Consider the following 18160-nt stretch of genomic DNA (forward strand, 5'->3'; position numbering starts at 1 on the left):
CCGATTGGACATCGCTGCTCCTTGCCCGGTTTGCGTCAGGTCAGGACTGCGCTCTCGGCGCTTCGGAGGGCCGCGCATTGGTTCATGTTGGAGCGGGACGCGTCATTGGTCCGCACATCCCGAAGGACGCGGTTCCGGATCGCGGCGGTTTGGCGATTGGGGTCGCGTGACATGATCCGAACGCCTGAGAGCTTGTGGTGATTCATCCGGACGTCGACGCGACACCGCGCATTGTGGCCGACCCACATCGTTCAGAGCGTCCGGCCCAGACGCCGGACAGGCCGCATCGGAGCCGTCGGTTTGCCAGGCCTGGCCGTTCCGGCGGACCGGAATGATCGGGTCAGCGCCACGCGCGAGGATCGCGGCATGGCAGCGGCGCTCGAACCGATGGCGCATCCGCTGGCAATTCTGCGGCAACGCTCCCGATCTCTTCCCCGGAGGGGGCTGCGACAGCAGCTCCGGCAGGACGGGGCTGTCATCCTGACGGCAGGAGGTGAATGCGACCGCGCGGATAACTCCGGTGGCGGTGGCCATCGCCGGATGCACCTTGCGCCATGCACGCCTGCGCATCGGGCCATGCTTGCGCGCGAGCCATGCTCCATCGCCGCGGAAGCGGATGCCCATTCGACGCGGCGCCCGGACCAGGGCGCTTGCGCCTTATTGCCGATCCGCAGGTCCAGGGCGGCCGGACCAGCGGCATGGGAGCTGCACCGCGATCCGGGCCTGGCAGCGGCAGAGCGTCGGGCAATGCGGCACTGGCCCGTGGCGCCCGGCCATCTCGATCCGGCGCGCGACGGGGCCGACCGTCTGGCACTGCGGCAGGCCGAACAGGATCTTCAAGGTCAGGCAGGTCCGTATCGCGGTCGTCGGGGAACCCGTGCCCCGGACCGTTTCGCGATCCTCCTCAGTCGGAAAAGGCTTCGGGGCGGCCCCGTTTGCCCAGGCCATGCACCCGCCAATCCCTCTCGGGATCGGATCAGATCGGCAGCGACCCGCGGGGCCGCAGCGAAGCGCGCGCCGTCGCCAGCTGCGCCCGGACCACTTGGCACCTGCCCGAACCATTGATGCGCTCGACGGACGAGTGCGCCCTGCGGCAGCGGGGCGAGGCGGGCTTCGGCATGCGCCCGGTCCAACTCTCAGGGTTCCCGAGCTGGGTCCCTCTCGCCGGTATGCGCAACCCGCTCCGGCCTGGCCGCTGCCCATGGGGCAAGCCCCGAGTTACCGCGCTCCGGCGGCGTCGACCTCGGCTGTGTCGCAGTCGGAGGGCACCGGGGAGGGGCGGGCGAGGAGGGGGGACAGAGGTCGCGACGGGTCGATCTCGCCCGTCAGGTGCAGCCGGATCTCCGAGACCAGCCAGCGGTCGCCGTCGCGGCGGCAGTCCATCTCCAGCGCATTGCCGGTGCCCGCGCCGAATTGCGCGTCTAGCGCGTCGCGCAGCTCGGCCAGGGCGACCTGCCCGCCGAGCCGTTCAGACATCAGGGGCCCGAGCGCGGCATTGACCTCCGCCGTCAGCCAGAGCGCGTCGCGGAAATAGCCGAGCTGGCCCGCCTCGTCCCCGTAGCAGCTGCCGTGCCTGGTCCATTCGTGCCGCTCGAGCTGGCTGCGCACGCCGGGCATCAGCCGGATGAGCGCCGCCGCCGTCTCGCGGTCGAGCGCGATCTTCGGCAGCGCGTCCCAGTCGCCCGCGCGGTCGGAGGCCTCCTCGGTCGTGGAGATGCCGCAGTATTCCGCCGAGCGCGGCTGCGGCCAGAGCCCGTGGAGGGTGAAGCCCTCTTCGGTCCAGGGCAGCTCGCCGCCATTGAGCTTGGCGCATTCGGGCTTCCGCCCGTTCTGCGCCAGGTCGCAGAAGGCCGGCTGCCAGCTCAGCGCCAGCAGGTTCTCGGTGCTCTCGGCGCGGGCAGCGCCCGCGAGGAGCAGGAAAAGGCAGAGACAGCGCAGCATCGGGGACCTCCTGCCCCCGGATGCTAGCGCGTTTCGGCGGCGGGGGGCATCGCCTTTCGCCGGCCGGACCGTCCGGGCGTCACGCGTCGCGCAGCACCGATCCGGCCAGGTAGAGCGAGCCGCAGATCAGGATGCGGGCCTTCGGCGCCACGTCATTCAGCGCCGAGAGCGCGGCGGGAACCGACTCGGCGGCATTGGCCTTCATCCCGGCGGCTTCGGCGGCGGCCGCGGTCTCCTCGGCGCGCAGCGTCGCGTCGGAATCGGGGATGCTGACCGCGATCAGGTTGCGCACATGCGCCGCCAGCGGCTTCAGGTAGCCCAGCGGATCCTTGGTGTTGAGCATCCCGCAGATCAGGATCGTCTCCTTCTGCGGCATGGTCGCCAGCGTCGCCGCCAGCGCCTCTCCGGCCGAGGGGTTGTGCCCGCCATCGAGCCAGAGCTCGGCATTCGGGACCAGCGCGTTCAGCTTGGTGCCGACCAGCGGCTGCATCCGCGCGGGCCAGTCGGCGGAGGCAAGCGCCCCCTCGCAGCCCGCCGCGTCAATGCCGAGCTGGCGCAGCGCGGCCACGGCCATGCCGGCATTCTCGATCTGGTGGCGGCCGCGCAGCACGGGCTTGGGCAGGTCGAGAAGCCCCGACTTGTCCTGGTAGACCAGCTTGCCCATCTCTTCCCAGGCGTCGAAATCGCGGCCGCAGACGATCAGCGGCGCGCCGATCGCCTCGGCGCGGGCCTCGATCGCCGCCATCGCCTCTTCGGGCTGGCGCGCGACGATGCAGGGCACGCCCGGCTTCAGGATGCCGGCCTTCTCGCCGGCGATCTCGCCCAGGGTCTCGCCCAGGTACTGCTGGTGGTCGAGGCTGACCGGCGTGATGACCGTCAGCCGCGGCCTGGCCACCATGTTGGTCGCGTCGAGCCGTCCGCCCAGGCCGGTCTCCAGCAGGCACCAGTCGGCCGGGGTCCGCGCGAAGCCCAGGAAGGCGGCGCAGGTGGTGATCTCGAAATAGGTGATCGGATCGGGGCCGTTGGCGGCCAGGCAGTCGTCGAGCAGGGTGCTCAGCGCGTCCTCGGAAATCAGCTCTCCGGCAAGCCGGATGCGCTCGTGGAAACGCACCAGATGCGGCGAGGTATAGGCATGGACCCTGCCGCCCGCGGCCTCGAGCCCGGCGCGGATCATCGCCAGGGTCGAGCCCTTGCCGTTGGTGCCGGCGATATGGACGACCGGCGGCAGCTGCTCTTCGGGATGGCCGAGCGCAGCCAGCAGCCGCTCCACCCGGTCGAGCGTCAGGTCGATCACCTTGGGGTGCAGCGTCATCATGCGCTCGAGCAGCGCGTCGGAGCTCTGGGTCATTCTTCGGCCGGGGTCTCCGCCGAGGGCTCGCCCGGCGCGGGCAGCTCGCCCTTGATCGCCGGGGGAAGGCCCATCAGCATGCGGGTGATGGTAATCAGTTCGTCGCGCATCTGGCCGCGCGGGGTGACGCGGTCGAGCATGCCGTGCTCCAGCAGGTACTCGGCGCGCTGGAATCCCTCGGGCAGCTTCTCGCGGATGGTCTGCTCGATCACGCGGGGGCCGGCGAAGCAGATCAGCGCGTTCGGCTCGGCGATCTGCACGTCGCCCAGCATCGCGTAGCTTGCCGTCACGCCGCCCGTGGTCGGATGGGTCAGCACGACGATATAGGGCAGGCCCGCTTCCTTCAGCATCTGCACGGCGACGGTGGTGCGCGGCATCTGCATCAGGCTGAGGATGCCCTCCTGCATGCGCGCGCCGCCCGCGGCGGAGAACAGGATCAGCGGCCGGCCGGTCTTCACCGCGGTCTCGGCGGCGGCGATGATCGCATTGCCGACATACATGCCCATGGAGCCGGCCATGAAGCTGAAATCCTGGGCCGCCGCGACGACCGGGGTGCGGCCGATCTCGCCGGTGGCGACCAGCATCGCCTCGTGCTCCTGGGTGGCGCGCTGCGCCGCCTTCATCCGGTCGGGATAGCGCTTCTGGTCGCGGAAATGCAGCGGGTCCGGCGTCGGGGCGGGGATCTTCACTTCCTGGAAGAGGCCGCCGTCGAAAAGCGAGATGAAACGGTCGCGCGGCGTGATCACCATGTGATGGCCGCAATTGGTGCAGACATTCAGGCTGTCGCGCAGCTCCCGGTGGAACAGCATGGTGCCGCACTCGTCGCACTTGGTCCACAGGTTCTCGGGCATCTCCCGGCGGGAGAAGAGCGAGTTGATCTTGGGACGGACGTAGTTCGAAATCCAGTTCATGGGCCTGCCTGTGTCTCGGGTGCGCCCCAGATAGTCAGGCCGCAGGGGAAATGCAATCAGCGTGCGGCCGGGCGGGAGAGGATCGCCCAGGCCAGGGCCAGCGGCAGGAGGTCGAGAAGCGCCAGCCAGGGCCGCTCGAACAGGGTCTCCACCGGGTTCGCCAGGTGCCACAGCGCGAGGCCCGAGAGCTGCTCCTGGCTGGAGAAGACCAGAATGGCGGTGCAGTTATTGACGAAATGCAGCCCCCAGGCGGTGCCGATATTGCCGCTGCGCCGGGTCAGGTCGGCCGCCACCAGCCCGAAGGCCAGCGCGTAGCCCATCGCCAGGGGCGACATGAACCCCATTCCGGGCGCCCAGTGCGCGGCGCCGAAGACGACCGGCGGCAGCCAGAACCAGATGACCGGCCAGCGCGGGAAGCGCGCGGCGAGCTGCTGCAGCAGGAAGCCGCGGAACATCAGCTCCTCCGCCAGGGTCTGCCCCGCGACGAGCAGCAGCGCCAGCGGCAGGAGCGCCAGCCAGAGCCCGAGCGGCACCTGCCGCACCGGCGCCGGGCCGCTTCCCGCGGGGCCGAACCACAGCAGCGCCGCCGTCGCCAGGCCGAGCACCAGGACGGCGCGCAGGAAATCCGGCACCCAGTCGGGCCCCCAGAGCGTCCCGGGGCCGCGGCGCATCAGGAGCCAGGTCACCAGCACCACCGCCACCACGAAGGGCAGGAAGCTGGCCAGCAGCACCAGCACCGAGGCCGGGGTGGCGCCCGAGGAGAGCATGGCCAGCGTCTCGGCGCGGTCGCCGCGATGCAGGCCCAGCCCCAGCGCGATGGCCCCGGCCTGCAACGCAAGGCCGAGAGCGAGGATCAGCACGATCCCGAGGATCGTGCGCCAGAGCCCGCTTCTTGGGCGGGCCGGCGCGACATAGCGGTCGAACGGGGGAAGCATCGGTCCCTTGCTTGTTAACCCGGGCTTGATGTGCCAAAGTTATGGCATAACGAGCAGCAGACAAGAACAGGCCTTTCCATCCATGCCTGACGGGCTATTCCGGTCCCCCGGCAGCTTGCTGTCGGAGATTTTCGGCTTTGACGCCTTCCGCCCCGGGCAGGAAGAGATCGTCGACGCTGTCATCCAGGGGCGGGACACCCTGGCGATCATGCCCACAGGCGGCGGGAAATCGCTGTGCTACCAGCTTCCGGCGCTCTGCCGCGAGGGCGTCACCGTCGTCATCTCCCCGCTGATCGCGCTGATGCGCGACCAGGTCCGCGCGCTGAAGGCCGTGGGGGTGGAGGCCGGGGCGCTGACCTCGGGCAATACCGAAGAGGAGACCGAAGAGGTCTTCCGGGCGATCGACGAGGGCCGGCTGAAGCTTCTCTACATGGCGCCGGAACGGCTGGCCGCCTCGGGCACGCGGCAGCTGATGCAGCGGCTGGGCGTCGGGCTCATCGCCGTGGACGAGGCGCATTGCGTCAGCCAGTGGGGCCATGACTTCCGCCCCGACTACCTGCGGATCGGCGCGCTGCGCGGCGATCTGGGCGTGCCGGTCGCCGCCTTCACCGCCACGGCCGATGCCGAGACCCAGGCCGAGATCGTCACCCGGCTGTTCGACGGCGTGCAGCCGGAAACCTTCCTGCGCGGCTTCGACCGGCCGAACATCCATCTCGCCTTCCAGCCCAAGGACCGCCCGCGCGAGCAGATCCTGGGCTTCGCCGCCGCCCGCCGCGGCCAGTCGGGCATCGTCTATTGCGGCACCCGCGCCAAGACCGAGCAGATCGCCGAGGCGCTGCGCAAGGACGGCCATGCGGCGGTTTCCTATCACGGCGGCATGGATCCCGAGGGCCGGCGCGAGGTGGAGACCCGCTTCAGCCGCGAGGACGGGCTGATCGTCGTTGCCACCGTCGCCTTCGGCATGGGGGTCGACAAGCCCGACATCCGCTGGGTGGCGCATGCCGACCTGCCGAAATCGATCGAGGCCTACTACCAGGAGATCGGCCGCGCGGGCCGCGACGGCGCTCCGGCCGAGACCATGACGCTCTACGGCCAGGACGACATCCGCCTGCGCCGCGCCCAGATCGACGAAAGCGCGGCCCCGGCCGAGCGCAAGGATGCCGACCATGGCCGGCTGAACGCGCTTCTGGGCCTTGCCGAGGCGCTGGGATGCCGCCGCCAGGTGCTGCTGGGCTATTTTGGCGAGGCGTCGGAACCCTGCGGCCATTGCGATCTCTGCCAGTCGCCGCCCGAGGTGATCGACGGCACGGTGGCGGTGCAGAAGGTGCTCTCGGCGGCGCTGCGCACCGGCGAGAGCTTCGGCGCGGGCCATCTGATCGACATCCTCACCGGCAGCGAGACCGAGAAGGTCCGGCAGCGCGGCCATGACCGGCTGCCGACCTTCGGCTGCGGCGGCGAATTCTCCAAGACCCAGTGGCAGGGGCTGATCCGGCAGATGATGGGCCGCGACCTCCTGCGCCCGGATACCGAACGCCATGGCGCGCTCTACATGACCGATGCCGCGCGGCCGGTGCTGAAGGGCGAGGTGCAGGTCGATCTGCGCAAAGACGTGATGTCGAAGACCGAGCGGCGCCCGGCGGTCAAGGCGATGGTCTCGGACGAGGATGCGCCGCTGCTCTCGGCGCTGAAGGCCAAGCGCCGCGCGCTGGCCGAGGCGCAGCAGGTGCCGGCCTATGTCATCTTCCCCGACCGCACGCTGATCGAGATGGCCGAGCGGCGGCCGCAGAGCCTCGACGAGATGGCGCGGATCGGCGGCGTCGGCGCCAAGAAGCTGGCCAGCTTCGGCGAGACCTTCCTGGAGGTGATCGCGGGCGAGTCGGAACGGCTGCATCCGGCGCGGCGCAAGCTGGCGGGGCGCGAGTCGGGCTCGCTCTACGACCGTCTGCTGGCAGCGCAGGCGCAGCTCAGCCGCGGCGATTGCGGCACGCTGAAGCCGCTGACCTGCTCGGCGGGGCAGATCGCCAAGCTGGCCGAGATCCGGCCGCGCGATCTGGGCACGATGGCCGCGATCCTCGACGAGCGGCGGGCGGAGCGTTTCGGCCCCGCCTTCCTCGACATTCTCGCCGAAGCCTGACCCGCCGAGTTCTTGCAGGGACGCGGCGCCCGGCGGAGGGCGCCTTCGCTGCGACGGTTCCGTCAGGATCGGCGCTGCCGGGCCCGTCCGTGCGGCGGGCGCGGCGCCGGTGTCACCGCGTGACGGGGCCCGGCGGCGCTACGCGGCGCGGGCGGTCCTGAGCGCGGCATAGGCGGCGGGATGCGCCGCGTCATGCTGGCCGAGACGCAGCACGGAATAGCCGGGATCGGCCGGGACGAACTCGGCGGCGACGGACATGCTGGCGGAAGCGGAGAGGTAGGCGGCAAGCGCCGCGAACAGGTTGCGGTGGCTGGTCATGCAGGGATCCTCTGGGGGAAGGTTTCTGCGTGCAAGAAGCCTGAACCGCGCGATTTTTTCAAATGAGTCCTGATGTTTGGGCTAATGCCGCGTTAAGCTTGGCAGCGCTCCAGCAGGGTTCCGGCCAGGCCGAGATAGCCTGCACCGAAGAGCTGGACATGCACCAGGGCGGGCCAGAGCTGGTAGAGCGGGCGGCGCGTCTCCCAGCCGGGGGCGAGCGGGCCGTAGCCCTCGAGGAAGGCGGCGGGGATACGGCCGAACAGGGCGAGCATCGCGAGGTCCGCCTCGGCATCGCCGTGATAGCAGGCCGGGTCGATCAGCGCGGCGCCGGGGGCGGTGAAATGGAGATTGCCCGACCAGAGATCGCCATGCAGGAGCGACGCCGCCGGGCGCGCGGGCAGACGCTCGGGCAGGCGGGTGCAGAGCGCCTCCACCCGCCGGGCCAGGCGGGCGGGCAGATGCGGCAGGGCGGGGGCCAGCCGCCGTTCCGCCCAGAAGGACGGCCAGTCCGGCAGGGGCGCATTGGCGATGGCGACCGGGCCGAAGGCGAAGTCCTCCTCCCAGCCATAGGCCGCGCCGTGGCGGTCATGCAGCCGTCGCAGCATCGCGCCGCAGTCTTCCCAGGCGGGGGCGCTGGCCGGGGCGGGCTCCAGCCACTCCAGCACCAGCAGGCCGTCATCGGTGCCGAGGACCCGCGGCACCCGGGCGCCGGCCCCGGCCAGGGCACTGAGCATGCGGGCCTCGGCCCGGGCGAGCGGACCGGTTTTCAGCACGACGCTGCGCCCGTCGGCCAGATCGGCCCGGGAAATCTCGGAAAGGTCGCCGCCCGAAAGCGGCAGCAGCCGGGCGAGCTCGGCGCCGGGCAGGGCGCGGGCCAGCCCGGCGGCGCGGCTCACGCCTCTTCCAGCACCGCGACCGAGGCGGGGCCCGCGGTCATCGCGTCGCCCAGCCGGTCGAAGCGCAGGAAGGCCAGCCCGGCGCCCCCGGCCTGGGTGTAGAGCGTTCCGGCGGCGACCCCGTCCGAGACGATCTCGGTGCCGACCGGCACCGGTTCGGAGACCGAGACCCGCTTCAGCCCCTTGCGCAGCTCCAGCTTGTGCTTCATCCGCGCGACGATCTCCTGGCCGACGAAGCAGCCCTTGCGGAAATCGACGCCGTTGAGCCGGTCGAGCCCGACCTCGAGGATGTAGGTGTCGCCGGGGATCAGCTCGACCCCGGCCTCGGGGACGGCAAGCTCCACCCGCTTGGCCTCGATCGCACGGGCCACTTCCGGCGCCTCGGCCAGATCGGTGCCGTAGCGCCGCCAGCCCAAGTCGGCATGGCGCGGATCGGCCCAGCCATCGGCGGGGACCGGGCCCAGCCCGCGCTCCACGCTCAGGCCCGATTCCGCGATCGTCACCTTGGCGCGCAGCTTGTAGAGCGCTAGCTTCTTCATCACGGCTTCGGCATGTTCGGCGGGCAGATCCATCAGGATCGCCTCCGGACCCTCGGGGATCAGGAAGAAATCCGAGATGTACTTGCCCTGCGGCGTCAGCAGCGCGGAATAGACCGCGCCGGCGTCGAGCCGCTTCGTGTCGTTGGTGACGAGGCCCTGCAGGAAGGACCTCCCGTCGGGCCCGGCGATGCGCAGCACCGTCCGCGGCCGTTGAGTTTCGTCTGGCACCAATTTAGGTCTCCCGGTAAGGGGCGCGCGTTCCCGACAAAGATGACGTAAACGCTCGGGAAAGGGAAGGCCATGGCGGCGCCGATCACGGTGGTGATACCGACATTGAATGCTGGTGATGCTCTTCCGGGCATGCTGCACGCGATCCTGCCCGGCCTGACCGCGGGATTGTTCCGGGAATTGGTCTTTTCCGACGGCGGATCGGCGGATTCGACCCTTGAGATAGCCGATGAGGTGGGCGCGACGGTGATTTCGGGCCCGCCGGGACGGGGCGCGCAGCTGGCACGGGGCGTGCAGGCGGCGGCCGCGCCCTGGCTCCTGGTGCTGCATGCGGACACCCAACTGTCGGGCGACTGGTGCCGCGGGCTCGAGGCGCACATGGCGGGCGGCTGGGACCGGGCGGGGTATTTTCCGCTGCGCTTCCGTGCCTCCGGGCCTGCGCCGGCGCTGGTCGCGGGCTGGGCGAACTGGCGCTCGCGGGTGCTCGGGCTGCCCTATGGCGACCAGGGGCTCTTCGTGTCGCGGCGGCTCTATGACGAGGCGGGCGGCTATCCCGCGATCCCGCTGATGGAGGACGTGGCGATGGCGCGGCGGCTCCGCGGGCGGCTGCGGGCGCTCGACGGGCTCGCCGAGACCAGCGCCGCGCGCTACGAGGCCGAGGGCTGGACGGTCCGCGGGACGAAGAACCTGGGCCTACTGGCGCGCTATCTCGCGGGCGCGGATCCCGAGCGGCTGGCGGAACGCTACCGCCGCCGCTAGAGCCCGGCTTCGGCCAGGATCGCGGCGGCGCCCTCGTGGATCGTCGCCAGCCCGTCGGGGCGCTCGGTCGGGAAGAACCGGGCGCGGGTCGCGGTCGGCATCGGCGGCGGGGTCAGGATCTGCACCTTCGGCCCGGTCCGCACCGTTTCCGCCGCCCAGGACTGCGCCAGCGCGATCTGCCCGGCCTTGGTGGCGCCGTAGCTGCCGTGGAACTTCTTGCCCTGAACGCCGGGATCGTCGAAGAACAGCGCCTGGCCGGTCTCGCCCAGAAGCGGCGCGACATAGACGATCAGCCGCCGCGTCGCGTCGACGTTGATGGCCAGGCTCTTGTCCCAGTCCTTGGCGGCGATCATGTTCGCCGGCGTCAGCGGCGCGGCATGGATGGCGGCATGCACCCACAGCGACAGCCCGCCCCAGCGGTCGTGGATCGAGCGGCACAGATGCTGCATCGCGCCGTCCTCGGTGATGTCCATCGGCGCCAGCGTCGCCGCGCCGCCTTCGGCCTTGATCGCGTCGTCGAGCTCCTCGAGCCCGCCGATGGTGCGGGCCACGGCCATGACATGGTGCCCCTTGGCGGCAAGCGCGCGGGCGATGGCGAAACCGAGCCCGCGGGAGGCACCGGTGACAAGGGCGGGGAGGGCGTCGGTCTGGGTCATCATGGCGGGAGTTAGGCCGCGGCGGCGCAGAAAGGCAAGAGGTCGGCAGGTCGCGCGCCCGCGGCCCCGCGCGGCTTTCGCGCGCGCCCTATGCAGGTTTCCCCGTGGCCAAAGGTCCTATTTTCCAAGTGCATGATTTTGCTCAATTTCACTCGGGACGGCGCGGGCGGGAAGCCTTGAACGGCCCCGGCTGTGCAACTATAGATTTACTCGCAAGAACCTCTGGGGGACAGAATTTGGCGACGGAGATAGCAACCTACGGCCGCGAAGAGCGCGAGATCTACGACGCCCCCGACTATGACAGCTACTACGGATCGCCGCGGACGGAGCGTCTGGTCGAGCGGTTCGAGACCCTGCTGGAGCGCGTCGATGTCTGCTCCTTCGACGTGTTCGACACCGTGCTGCAGCGCGACGGGCGCTCCGAGCTGGAGCGGTTCGGCGACGTCGCCGCGGAATTCGTGCGCCGCGCGGGGCGCGAGGATCCGGAGCTGCGGCTGAGCCAGCGCACCTGCCTTTCGGCGCGGGTGCTCTCCGCCTCCACCGCCTACCAGATGAGCCCGCCGGTCAAGGGCTGCCGCGAGGGCCGCTTTCCCGAGATCGTGCAGAACCTGGTGGCGTCGCTGTCGCTGCCGGGCGATCCCTACGAGCGGCTCTGGCGCGAGGCGGAATTCGAGATCGAGGCGGCGCAGCTGCGCGGCGCGCCCTTCATCGAGAACCTGATCGACCTGGCGGTGGCGCGCGGCAAGACGGTGATCTTCATCTCCGACATGTACCTGCCCGGCGAGGATATCGCGCGGCTGGTCGAGGCCTGCGGCATCGGCACGGGCAAGGTGGCGCGGATCTTCTCCAGCGCCGATACCGTGGTCTCCAAGCGCTCGGGCCTGCTCTACGACCATGTCTGCGCCGAGCTGGAGGTGGCGCCCGGCAAGATGCTGCATCTGGGCGACTCGCTGGAGGGCGACTTCATCGCCGCCAAGCGCCGGGGCCTCGAGGCCATCCACCTGCCGGTGCCGCGGGCGCTGATGCAGAAGCGGCTGGAAAGCCATCGCAGCATGCTGGCCGGCCTGGCCGGGGAAGATCCCCTGCCGCTGCCGATCGGCGCGCCTGTCCTGTGAGGAAATGATGACCAAACCTGTCGACGTGCTGGGCCCGATCCTGCTCCACTGGATCGCCCAGCTTGACCGCAAGCTGCGTTTCCTCGACGCGCGCGACCCTGCCAAGGTCCTGTTCTGCACCCGCGCCGGCAAGCGCATCAAGCAGCAGCTCGACCTCTATGCCGGGCCGGACCTGGCCTATGAGGCCGCCGATTTCGGCATTTCGCGCATCTCCGCCGTGAAGGCGGGGCTGGGCTACCTGAAGGATTTCGACCTGGCCTTCCGGGTCTCGCAGGAAAGCTTCGGCGGGACGCCGATGGGCGATGTCTGCGCCGCCTTCCTGAAAAACTTCGCCGCGCCCCACGACCCGCGCCTGCAGGAGCTCAAGGCGCTGCGCGGCGAGTTCCGCGGCGACAATTTCCGCGTGCTGCTGGCCGCCAATGACGAGGCCTCGCGCTGGTTCCGCGACTATTTCGAGAAGAGCCACGACGCCCTGTGCCGCCAGATCGAGGCGCTGAAGGGGGACAAGTCGCAGCTCGTGCTGGTCGATACCGGCTGGAAGGGCTCGATCCAGCGGATGCTGCAGGCGACCTTCCCCGAGGAGCGCTTCGCCGGGGTCTATTTCGGCGTCATGGACGACGCGCCGATGGCCGAGCGCTACAGCGTGATGTTCGACGCCACCGGGTACCGCAAGGGCCATCCCGAGACCGCTCTGGCCGTCCACCGCCACCTGATCGAGAGCCTCTACGAGCCGCTCGCGCCCAGCGTCGAGGAGATAGAGGGCGGCCCCTGCGCCGAGATCGCCGCCCGCCAGATGGCCGCGGTGATGGGGGAGGATCCCGCCAAGGGCGCGCGCAGCGACCAGATCTTCCTCGACGTGCTCGACTATACCGAGATCCACCGCAGCGACCCGCTCGACCGCATCTACGAGAAGTCGCACGCCGCGATGGCCGAGCTGGAGCGGATCATCCTCTTCCCCGAGCCGGGCGAGGTGGCGGATTTCCAGGGCAAGCCGCGCAGCGCCGATTTCGGCCGCGAGGGCTTCGTGCCGGTGATCCGCGATCTCGACGACGGCACCAGCCCCGAGATGCGGGTCTCGCGCTCGCTGTGGCAGCCGGGGCAGATCGCGCTGGAATATCCCGCCTCCGTCGCCCGCGACTTCCAGGCGCGGGTGGTCGGGCTGGGCAGCCAGGCCAACTACTTCTCGGGCTATACCGGCGGCGGGGCCGAGGCGGAGGAGCCGCGCGGCGAGTTCGCCTGGGAGGGCTCGGTCGCGATCGTCACCCGCACCAAGGACCGCCCGGTCCTGCTGGAGCGGGCCATGCGCTCGGTCGCCGACCAGAGCTACCGCAACTACCACTGGGTCATCGTCAATGACGGCGGCAACCGCGAGCTGGTCGAGGAAATCATCGAGGCCGCGCCGATCGACCGGCGGCGGATCACGCTGGTCTCGAACGACCGCAGCGTCGGGATGGAGGCGGCCTCGAATCTGGGCGTGCGCGCCGTCGATACCGAATTCGTGGTGATCCATGACGACGACGACAGCTGGCATCCCGATTTCCTGTCGCGCTGCGTCGGCTTCCTTGAATCGCGCCCGGCGCAGTCGGCGGGTTTCCAGGGGGTGCTGACCCGCGCCTGGCGCGTCTCCGAGGAGATCCGCGACGGCGAGGTGATCCAGCACGGCCAGACGCCGTTCCAGCCCTGGGTCAACGACGTCACCCTGTTCCAGATGGCGATCGGCAACTTCTTCGCGCCGATCAGCTTCGTCTACCGCCGCAGCATCTTCGACGATATCGGCGGCTATCACGAGAAGCTGCCGGTGCTGGGCGACTGGCGCTTCAACATCGAGTTCCTGGCGCGGGCCAATATCGGCTTCATCGACGAGTACCTGTCCTACTACCACCATCGCGACGTGGGCACTGGCGCCTCGGTCACCGGCGTCTACCAGAACAGCGTGATCGGCGGCCGCTCGGTCCATGCCGAGTACTTCCCGGTGGTGGTCAACGACCTGATCCGCGACGACCGCCTGCCGGCGAGCGTCTCGACGGTGCTCGCGCAGGCGCATCTGGCGCGGATCATGGAGCACCGCTTCAACATGACCGACGGCAAGCTCGCCGAGCTCGAGACCCGGCTGGAGCAGAAGACCGCCGCCCTGGTCGAGGCCGCCGCCGCCGAGGAGGAGCCGCTGGGCGTGCTCCTGCAGGGCGACCGCGACCATCTGGTCAATTCGCTCCTCGCGGCGGTGCGCTCGGACATGCCGGAGGAACGCCGCGCCCGGATCGAGCCGCTGATCGGGCGGCTGCACCAGCTCGACGATCCGGAGGTGCGCGCCGAGATCGTGCGCGGGGCCTGCTTCGCCATCCCGAGCCCGGCGGATTTCGACCACATCACCTATCTGAAGCGGCGGACGGATATCTGGGCGACGCCGTTCAACGGCTTCGAGGACCTAAAGCCCTACCATCACTACCTGATCCACGGGATCACCGACGGCGAAAGGCGGCCGAGCTCGGGCAGCTGAGCGCCGCGCCCGGGACCGCCGTCCGGCAGCTTCGCGACGCCTGGCGGCGCCCGTCCGGTCAGCCGGGCGAGCGCCGGGCCCCCCGGCCCGCGCCGCGGGGCAATAGCCTCCGATGACCGCCCCGGGACGGGCTGTCGGCGGGGCGCCTTTTTCTTACTCCAGGAGCCCTCACCGCCGCCCCGGGTGCCCGAGGATGCCATCCACCAGCCGGACGGGCTCCGCCGGATCGGGCGCGGCGCAGCCGGACAGGGGCGGGGCCGTCGATCATCGCCGCCCCGGCCGTGTCCGGCATCGGCCTGCGCCAGATCGCCAAGCGCCGTCCGGGCGGTCCGGCGGGAGCGGCCAATGCGTCTGCGGTTCACCTCCAGCGCGCCCGGGCCCGAGCCTGCGGGTACGCCTTGGTCCCGCCCGGGCGGACGCCGCGCGGGCGATGCCCGGATCGCGCGCCCCGCTGCCGCTGTGCGCCCTGATCGCGTTCTGCCGGGACTGCCCAGGGGGAGCCGGTTGCGCTGGCGAACCCGCCGGCATGTCCGCGGGCCCTGGGATCGAGGAGGAAATTTCCGGTACCGGCCGACGGCGCTTCGAGACCGGGTTTCTTCGGCCGCGCAGGAGAACAAGGGGCCAGCTTCGGGCGCCATGCCGACCGCAGCTGGAGGTCTTCAAGGCGAGCGGCCGCGCTCAGCGCTTCAGCGCCGCCTCGCAGCGCGCCACCTCGGCATCGAGCGCGGCGTCGAGCCTGCGGCAGGCGGCCTCGACCGCCTCCTCGCCGAGCTCGTCCCGGCCGATGGAGAGCGGCGGCCCGGCCGACATCACGCCGCGGCCCCAGGGCAGGGGCAGCACGAAACGGTCCCAGCTCGGCAGCCGGATCGCCGGGCGCGCGGCATAGCCCAGGGGCACGATCGGCACGCCCGAGAGCCCCGCGAGGATGATGGCGCCGGGCTTCGAGCGCTCCGGCGGGCCCATCGGACCGTCCGGCGTCATGCCCAGCGTGCCGCCTGCGCGCAGCTCGTGCAGCGCGGCGCGCAGCGAGCCGGTCTTGCTGCGCGAGGTCTGCAGCAGGATCGGCTCGAAGCCGACGGCGCGCAGGAGCTCGGCGATGATCTGCCCGTCGGCATGGTCCGAAACCAGCACCTTGGCCTTGCGGCCGATCAGCGGCCCGACGAAGGGCGTGCAGGCCAGCCGCGCGTGCCAGGCGCAGAAGATCATCGGATCGCGGTTGCCCTCGGGCCCCCAGGCGTCGAGCCCGAGATACTGCCAGCGCGTCGTGCGCTCGACGAAGCGGATGTAGCGGGCATAGCCGTTGCGCACCGCCCGCTGGACGCGGGGATTGCGCTGGATGCGGACCTCCAGGCGGCGCAGGCGCTTCTGCAGGGGGGAGCGCTTGGCCATGCTCAGCGACCGGGGTCGATCTCCGTGATCTCGGGATAGGCGGCGCGGATCAGGTCCGCCTGGGCGTCGGTGTCGATGCGGGCGAAATGCCAGTCGCCGTCTTCCAGGATGGCGATGGTGCGGGTATCGAATCGCACGCGCTGGCCGGAATAGATCGAGGTGCCGGTCAGCCGCACCACGCCCCAGGTCAGCCCGCCGGCATCGTCGAGCATCACGCCCGAGACATCCGCGGCCACGTCCTTGGGCTGCGAGGTCTTGCCGAAGGCCTTGGTCTGCTCGACCAGCGTGTCGCGGATCAGCTTCGGCGGGGTCATCGCCTGCTGCGCGACGCTGGGGATCACCCGCTCGGGCAGGGCGTCGATCACCCGGGCGGCGCGGTTCTTCTCGGTGTTGCGGGCGAAGGCGGTGGCGTCCTTCTGGAGGCTCTTCAGCTCCTCCGCGCTCGGTGCGCGCTCGGCTTGGGCCAGCCCGGCGAAACAGGCGAGGGCGGCGGCGAGAAGGACGGAAAGGCGCATGACGGACTGGCTCCTGCAGGGGGTCGGTTGGGCGGAAGCTAGCCAAAGCCCCGCCGGGGGGCAAGCTGGCCGGGCGCAGGCTCCGTGACGCAGGGCCGGCATTGGCTGGCTTCCGCCGGGCCGAGCCGCTAGGGAGGAGGCAACACGGAGTGCACCCATGAGCATCAAGATCGCCACCTGGAACATCAACTCGGTCCGGCTCCGGCAGGGGCTGGTGCAGCGCCTGCTGTCGGAACACGCGCCCGACGTGCTGTGCCTGCAGGAATGCAAATGCCCGGAAGACAAATTCCCCTACGAGGCCTTCGCCGAAATGGGCTGGTCGCATGCCGCGGTGCGCGGCGAGAAGGGCTATAACGGCGTCGCCATCCTGTCGCGCCTGCCGCTGGAGCCGGTGCCGCATCGCGACGTGCTCGACCGCGGCGACACCCGCCACGTGGCGGCGAAGCTGCCGAACGGCGTGACGATCCACAATTTCTACATCCCCGCGGGCGGCGACGTGCCGGACCGCGAGGTGAACGAGAAATTCGGCCACAAGCTCGACTTCCTGTCGGACCTGACGGCCTGGTTCGTGGATCACAAGCCGCAGAAATCCATCCTGGTGGGCGATCTGAACATCGCCCCGCGCGAGGATGACGTCTGGAGCCACAAGCAGCTCTTGAAGATCGTCAGCCACACGCCGGTGGAGACCTCGATGCTGGCCGATCTGATGGCGGCCGGGGACTGGGTCGACGTCACGCGCCAGGACATCCCCGAGGGCAAGCTCTATTCCTGGTGGTCCTACCGCGCCCGCGACTGGTCGGCGGCGGACAAGGGCCGCAGGCTCGACCATGTCTGGGCGACGGCCGACCTGGCGCCCGCGATGGGCGGCAGCGAGGTGCTGCGCGAGGCCCGCGGCTGGGAGCAGCCCTCGGACCACGCACCGGTCTTCGCGCGCATCGACGGCTGAGGCGCAGCGTCGAAAATCCGCGCGAGCCGCCCCTTGGACTCGCGCGGCATTCTGCGCATATAGTGCCCAACAACGCGAAAGCTGGGGACCACCAATGCTTGAATTCGGCACCAAATCCGACGCGCCTGCCGCTGCTGCGGGCGATCTCATCAAGGACGTGTCCGAGGCGACCTTCATGGCCGATGTCGTGGAGGCAAGCCAGGACGTCCCGGTCATCGTCGATTTCTGGGCCCCCTGGTGCGGTCCGTGCAAGACCCTGGGCCCGATGCTGGAGGCCGAAGTCACCGCGGCCGGCGGCAAGGTCAAGATGGTCAAGGTCAATGTCGACGAGAACCAGATGATCGCCGGCCAGCTGCGCGTGCAATCGATCCCGACCGTCTACGCCTTCTACCAGGGCCAGCCGGTCGACGGCTTCCAGGGCGCGGTTGCGGGCTCCGAGATCAAGGCCTTCGTCAAGCGCCTGACCGACCTGACGGGCGATGGCGGGCTGGGCGAGGCCGTGGCCGCCGCCGAGGAAATGCTGGGCGAGGGCGCCGCGGTCGATGCCGCGCAGACCTTCGCCGCCGTCCTGGCCGAGGATGCGGCGAATGCGCCGGCCTATGGCGGTCTGGTGCGGGCCCATGTCGCGATGGGCGAGCTCGACCATGCCCAGGGGCTGCTGGACGCAGTGCCCGCCGAGCTGTCGAAGGCGCCCGAGATCGAGACCGCCCGCGCCGCGCTGGAACTGGCGCGCCAGGCGGCCGATGCCGGTCCCGTCGCCGAGCTGCGCGCGCAGGTCGAGGCGGATCCGTCCGATCTGCAGGCGCGCTTCGACCTGGCGACGGCGCTGCATGCCTCGGGCGATGTGCAGGGGGCGGTGGACGAGCTCCTGGATCTCTTCCGCCGCGACCGCGAATGGAATGACGGCGCCGCCAAGGCGCAGCTCTTCACCATCTTCGAGGCGCTCAAGCCGCAGGATCCGGTCGCGCTGAACGGCCGGCGGAAACTTTCCTCGATGATATTTGCCTGAGCCGCGCTCGGGACTATCATCGGA

At 70.4% G+C, this 18160-nt stretch carries 16 protein-coding genes and 1 pseudogene; 6 read left to right on the plus strand and 11 right to left on the minus strand.

Translation table 11 applies throughout. From position 1 onward, the window contains the following. Positions 1 to 35: 35 nt before the first annotated feature. The 5 genes and pseudogenes from FGX59_RS17285 to FGX59_RS17305 form a co-directional block, all read right to left on the minus strand. A pseudogene (locus FGX59_RS17285) lies at positions 36 to 1120 on the minus strand (transposase). Between the two features lie 98 nt (positions 1121 to 1218). Then, positions 1219 to 1941 (minus strand): ribonuclease T, encoded by a 723-nt coding sequence (locus tag FGX59_RS17290; protein ID WP_138468393.1) that lies wholly within the window; start codon positions 1939 to 1941, stop codon positions 1219 to 1221. A 79-nt stretch (positions 1942 to 2020) separates the two neighbouring features. Then, entirely contained in the window at positions 2021 to 3289 is a 1269-nt protein-coding gene (locus tag FGX59_RS17295; RefSeq protein WP_138468394.1) for a folylpolyglutamate synthase/dihydrofolate synthase family protein, read from the minus strand. Further along, positions 3286 to 4200, minus strand: a complete 915-nt coding sequence (gene accD / locus FGX59_RS17300; RefSeq protein WP_138468395.1) for an acetyl-CoA carboxylase, carboxyltransferase subunit beta — start codon at positions 4198 to 4200, stop codon at positions 3286 to 3288. The genes FGX59_RS17295 and accD overlap by 4 nt, the downstream gene beginning before the upstream one ends. Positions 4201 to 4256: 56 nt before the next feature. Beyond that, positions 4257 to 5135, minus strand: a complete 879-nt coding sequence (locus FGX59_RS17305) for a CPBP family intramembrane glutamic endopeptidase (RefSeq protein WP_138468396.1) — start codon at positions 5133 to 5135, stop codon at positions 4257 to 4259. An 82-nt stretch (positions 5136 to 5217) separates the two neighbouring features. On the opposite strand from FGX59_RS17305, the gene recQ reads away from it, so the two are divergent. Then, a complete protein-coding gene (recQ, locus tag FGX59_RS17310) occupies positions 5218 to 7269 on the plus strand; it encodes a DNA helicase RecQ (RefSeq protein WP_138468397.1) in 2052 nt (683 codons plus the stop codon). 138 nt (positions 7270 to 7407) lie between these two features. Here recQ and FGX59_RS17315 read toward each other — a convergent pair whose 3' ends face one another. The 3 genes from FGX59_RS17315 to FGX59_RS17325 form a co-directional block, all read right to left on the minus strand. Then, the gene (locus tag FGX59_RS17315) at positions 7408 to 7587 is read right to left on the minus strand and encodes a hypothetical protein (protein WP_138468398.1); all 180 of its coding nucleotides are present in this window, start codon (positions 7585 to 7587) and stop codon (positions 7408 to 7410) included. 92 nt (positions 7588 to 7679) lie between these two features. Beyond that, positions 7680 to 8483, minus strand: a complete 804-nt coding sequence (locus tag FGX59_RS17320; protein ID WP_138468399.1) for a fructosamine kinase family protein — start codon at positions 8481 to 8483, stop codon at positions 7680 to 7682. Continuing rightward, positions 8480 to 9250 (minus strand): folate-binding protein YgfZ, encoded by a 771-nt coding sequence (locus tag FGX59_RS17325; protein ID WP_138468400.1) that lies wholly within the window; start codon positions 9248 to 9250, stop codon positions 8480 to 8482. Before FGX59_RS17325 ends, FGX59_RS17320 begins: the two co-directional genes overlap by 4 nt. 72 nt (positions 9251 to 9322) lie before the next feature. Between FGX59_RS17325 and FGX59_RS17330 the strand changes: the two genes are divergently transcribed. After that, complete coding sequence (locus FGX59_RS17330; RefSeq protein ID WP_138468401.1) at positions 9323 to 10009, plus strand: TIGR04283 family arsenosugar biosynthesis glycosyltransferase; 687 nt, start codon at positions 9323 to 9325, stop codon at positions 10007 to 10009. Here FGX59_RS17330 and FGX59_RS17335 read toward each other — a convergent pair. Next, on the minus strand, positions 10006 to 10668 hold the full coding sequence (locus FGX59_RS17335) for an SDR family NAD(P)-dependent oxidoreductase (protein ID WP_370296099.1): 663 nt from the start codon (positions 10666 to 10668) through the stop codon (positions 10006 to 10008). The two genes, FGX59_RS17330 and FGX59_RS17335, sit on opposite strands and share 4 nt — an antisense overlap. A 233-nt stretch (positions 10669 to 10901) precedes the next feature. On the opposite strand from FGX59_RS17335, the gene FGX59_RS17340 reads away from it, so the two are divergent. Both FGX59_RS17340 and FGX59_RS17345 read left to right on the plus strand, forming a co-directional pair. Continuing rightward, the gene (locus FGX59_RS17340) at positions 10902 to 11780 is read left to right on the plus strand and encodes an HAD family hydrolase (RefSeq protein ID WP_138468402.1); all 879 of its coding nucleotides are present in this window, start codon (positions 10902 to 10904) and stop codon (positions 11778 to 11780) included. A gap of 7 nt (positions 11781 to 11787) precedes the next feature. Continuing rightward, complete coding sequence (locus tag FGX59_RS17345; RefSeq protein ID WP_138468403.1) at positions 11788 to 14277, plus strand: glycosyltransferase family A protein; 2490 nt, start codon at positions 11788 to 11790, stop codon at positions 14275 to 14277. 678 nt (positions 14278 to 14955) lie between these two features. Here FGX59_RS17345 and FGX59_RS17350 read toward each other — a convergent pair. Together FGX59_RS17350 and FGX59_RS17355 are read right to left on the minus strand one after the other, a co-directional pair. Continuing rightward, entirely contained in the window at positions 14956 to 15666 is a 711-nt protein-coding gene (locus FGX59_RS17350) for a lysophospholipid acyltransferase family protein (protein ID WP_138468404.1), read from the minus strand. A gap of 2 nt (positions 15667 to 15668) precedes the next feature. Continuing rightward, positions 15669 to 16181, minus strand: coding sequence for a hypothetical protein (locus FGX59_RS17355; protein ID WP_138468405.1), 513 nt, complete (start codon positions 16179 to 16181; stop codon positions 15669 to 15671). Between the two features lie 157 nt (positions 16182 to 16338). On the opposite strand from FGX59_RS17355, the gene FGX59_RS17360 reads away from it, so the two are divergent. Continuing rightward, complete coding sequence (locus FGX59_RS17360; RefSeq protein ID WP_138468406.1) at positions 16339 to 17127, plus strand: exodeoxyribonuclease III; 789 nt, start codon at positions 16339 to 16341, stop codon at positions 17125 to 17127. 94 nt (positions 17128 to 17221) lie between these two features. Further along, on the plus strand, positions 17222 to 18136 hold the full coding sequence (locus FGX59_RS17365; RefSeq protein ID WP_138468407.1) for a co-chaperone YbbN: 915 nt from the start codon (positions 17222 to 17224) through the stop codon (positions 18134 to 18136). Positions 18137 to 18160: the final 24 nt, after the last annotated feature.

Origin of the sequence: Poseidonocella sp. HB161398 (assembly GCF_005870025.1) — a bacterium.
Lineage (GTDB): Bacteria > Pseudomonadota > Alphaproteobacteria > Rhodobacterales > Rhodobacteraceae > Mangrovicoccus.

Coding starts and splice junctions, on each gene's coding strand:
- FGX59_RS17290 (WP_138468393.1), bottom strand. CDS start 1,941: ATGCTGCGCTGTCTCTGCCTTTTCCTGCTCCTCGCGGGCGCTGCCCGC.
- FGX59_RS17295 (WP_138468394.1), bottom strand. CDS start 3,289: ATGACCCAGAGCTCCGACGCGCTGCTCGAGCGCATGATGACGCTGCAC.
- accD (WP_138468395.1), bottom strand. CDS start 4,200: ATGAACTGGATTTCGAACTACGTCCGTCCCAAGATCAACTCGCTCTTC.
- FGX59_RS17305 (WP_138468396.1), bottom strand. CDS start 5,135: ATGCTTCCCCCGTTCGACCGCTATGTCGCGCCGGCCCGCCCAAGAAGC.
- recQ (WP_138468397.1), top strand. CDS start 5,218: ATGCCTGACGGGCTATTCCGGTCCCCCGGCAGCTTGCTGTCGGAGATT.
- FGX59_RS17315 (WP_138468398.1), bottom strand. CDS start 7,587: ATGACCAGCCACCGCAACCTGTTCGCGGCGCTTGCCGCCTACCTCTCC.
- FGX59_RS17330 (WP_138468401.1), top strand. CDS start 9,323: ATGGCGGCGCCGATCACGGTGGTGATACCGACATTGAATGCTGGTGAT.
- FGX59_RS17335 (WP_370296099.1), bottom strand. CDS start 10,668: ATGATGACCCAGACCGACGCCCTCCCCGCCCTTGTCACCGGTGCCTCC.
- FGX59_RS17345 (WP_138468403.1), top strand. CDS start 11,788: ATGACCAAACCTGTCGACGTGCTGGGCCCGATCCTGCTCCACTGGATC.
- FGX59_RS17350 (WP_138468404.1), bottom strand. CDS start 15,666: ATGGCCAAGCGCTCCCCCCTGCAGAAGCGCCTGCGCCGCCTGGAGGTC.
- FGX59_RS17355 (WP_138468405.1), bottom strand. CDS start 16,181: ATGCGCCTTTCCGTCCTTCTCGCCGCCGCCCTCGCCTGTTTCGCCGGG.
- FGX59_RS17360 (WP_138468406.1), top strand. CDS start 16,339: ATGAGCATCAAGATCGCCACCTGGAACATCAACTCGGTCCGGCTCCGG.
- FGX59_RS17365 (WP_138468407.1), top strand. CDS start 17,222: ATGCTTGAATTCGGCACCAAATCCGACGCGCCTGCCGCTGCTGCGGGC.